Annotated in this window: 2 protein-coding genes; both read right to left on the bottom strand. The window is 44.7% G+C overall.

The genetic code is table 11. The features are described from left to right. Positions 1–173: 173 nt before the first annotated feature. On the bottom strand, positions 174–1,223 hold the full coding sequence (gene mobV / locus MKL35_RS00010) for a MobV family relaxase (RefSeq protein WP_270912498.1): 1,050 nt from the start codon (positions 1,221–1,223) through the stop codon (positions 174–176). Positions 1,224–1,378: 155 nt separating this feature from the next. Continuing rightward, a partial coding sequence (locus tag MKL35_RS00005) for a protein rep (protein WP_270912497.1) occupies positions 1,379–2,456 on the bottom strand: 1,078 nt, incomplete at its 5' end.

Here is a 2,456-nt window from a genome sequence, read left to right as displayed (position 1 = left end):
TCGGCTTGTTTTTAGCCCTCATTTGCCCCTCTTTTAATGAGATAAAAATAGCCTATGGTGAGGTCGCTTTGCTCGGTTCTTACCGATCTGAGGCGAATGGGAGCTTGTAATCAGGGAAAGGGAGTTTTAGAGGCGAATTACATCAGTTCGAGGGCACTCCGCCCTCTCTGTTCCTACATTTCAAAATCGTTATTTTTCTTTTTCGGTGGTTCATCGTCATAACTGTAAGTTTTTCGGACTTTCGGCTGTTGGCGTTGTTGTGCTATCCGTTCCTGTTCTGCCTTGTGTTCCTGTTCTTTGCGTATCTTGTCCTGTTCTCGCTCCAATTTCACTTTTTCCCTGCGTTCTAGCTCGTTTTTAGTCGCTTCCCTGAATTTTCTATCTAGGTCTATAGCTTGATCTGGAAACAGCCTGCAATAGTCGCTATATGGCTTGTTCTTGCGTTCAAAGTACCGCAGCCGCCCCACTTCTTGCTCCAAGTCATGCACCTGTTTCTTCAGTTCCGTATTTTCCTTTTGTACTCGTTTGATGTCATGATCTACATGCTCATAGACCAAATTCATCACACGATTACCGTATTCGTAAGCCGATTCTGTGAACATCGACTTTTTGGGTAGTTCTGGACGCTCAAAGACAGGGGCTGTATTTTCCTGATGTACTAAGTCTGAATAATACTTCTGAATCGTTGTATGTTCTGCCTTACTCCCCTCTAACCCTCTTTGCAATCCCAGAGACTGCACACACTTTGCAAAATCGGTTTGCATTTGTGAAAGAACGTGTCTTGTCCCCCCTATGTATTTTTTAGCGTTTAAACGCCCCGTATTTGCGTCTAGAGGCACGATATAGGCTACTAGGTGTGGGGTAGTCTCATCTCGATGAATTGAAGTCGCTATGACGTTCTGAGAGCCATATTTATCTATCAACCATTTTCGGGATTTATCAAAAAACGTTTTTTCACGTTCAGGATCTCCCCACCCATCCCATTCAGGACTAGCAGTAATCAGGTGTTCAACACATAAAACGGCATCTTTTCGGTGCTTTTTTGGTATACGCCCCTTGATTGCCTCCAGAGCTTCAGCAGCCGTTTGGAGGTCATGCTCATTATTAACAGTTTTTGAGGGGTCGGCATTGGGGGTATATCGGGTTCGATAATTATGGGAAATACTGCCCCCGACATCACCCATTGTCTTCAACTTTTGGACACGCAAAATCGCATAAGCCATACGAGACTCCAACGCCTAAAAAACACACGGTATCAGATTGTGGGAAACTTTGCGACAGCGGAAGTGGACTCACTCCACTTTTAAACGGGGTAAACCCCATTTAAAAGTAAGTGAGCAAGGGGCGAACCCCTTGACCCCAAAAAGCAAAACCGCCTTTAGGCGGTTTCAGGATAGACATTAAATTTCGGGTTATAGACATACCGCCTTTGACTTGGCAGATACGAAAACCCGAACCGAGTCTCGTCCGTTTCAACAACTTCTTCAGTTGTCGAAATCATTTCTTCATTTGAGATTTCATCCTCATTTTTGAGGATTCCTTTCAACACACCCCCATCACTATAAAACCTCATTCGGTGGGTTTGGCGTGTGACTTCGTGAAGCCATGCCCCTTGATCATCGTAAAGCAACATGTCCGCAGGCTTGACCGAATATTTAAAAGTCTCAAGGATCGCATCATGCAAAGCGGCTTGGTTTTGCTCTGCCGTTTTCTTCTTATTTGGCTTGACTGCCCGAACGTCCACTTGCGGATAGTAGTCGAGCCGCATTGCCTTAATCCACATTTCCGTCCATTCCGATTGCTTGATGTAACTCGTACCCTTGAAGTAAGTCGATTTGACTAACAGCATCACATGAAAATGCGGATGTGCGTGCATCTCTTGTCCCTTGTATCTTGGGCGTGTTAGCTCTGTCGCTTTCAGAAAACCATCAACCACAGACTCAAATCGCTTAGTTTGTCTAAGCCTTTGCCACCCTGCATTCATCTCCTTCAGAGTTGAACGCAAGTCGGTCACATGGGGATTTTTCACAGTGAGGGTAAGGAATATCCAACGATGTGAGGGATAGCTATTCATTACCGATTCAATATTTTTATACATCAAGGCACGCATACGCAAAGACCTCCGCCATTGGCAGACTGGGCAATGGCGGACACGGCAGAACCAGACCTCTTTTAAGACCAATGCCCCACCTTCAGGATTAACGCCAAATTTTAGATAGCCACTACAACCATTGATACGGTCAGCCAATTTCTCGAACTCTATGTCCTTGTTATACAGGACAGCGATGTCTTCAGCAGATGATCGATGTTGATCCCAAGTGATTTCATGGGGCGCAAGGTCAGATAAGAATGTATCTTCTGCATTGTACAGAAGATCATCACAATGATATAATAGGCTCATAAAGCTCAAGTAGTGAATGGATGTCGAATACCCACCACTATACGAGCTTTTTTTT

This window comes from Acinetobacter sp. AOR41_HL, assembly GCF_027854645.1.
In the GTDB taxonomy this organism is placed as follows: Bacteria; Pseudomonadota; Gammaproteobacteria; order Pseudomonadales; family Moraxellaceae; genus Acinetobacter; species Acinetobacter nosocomialis.
This window is presented reverse-complemented; position numbering and strand designations above follow the sequence as displayed.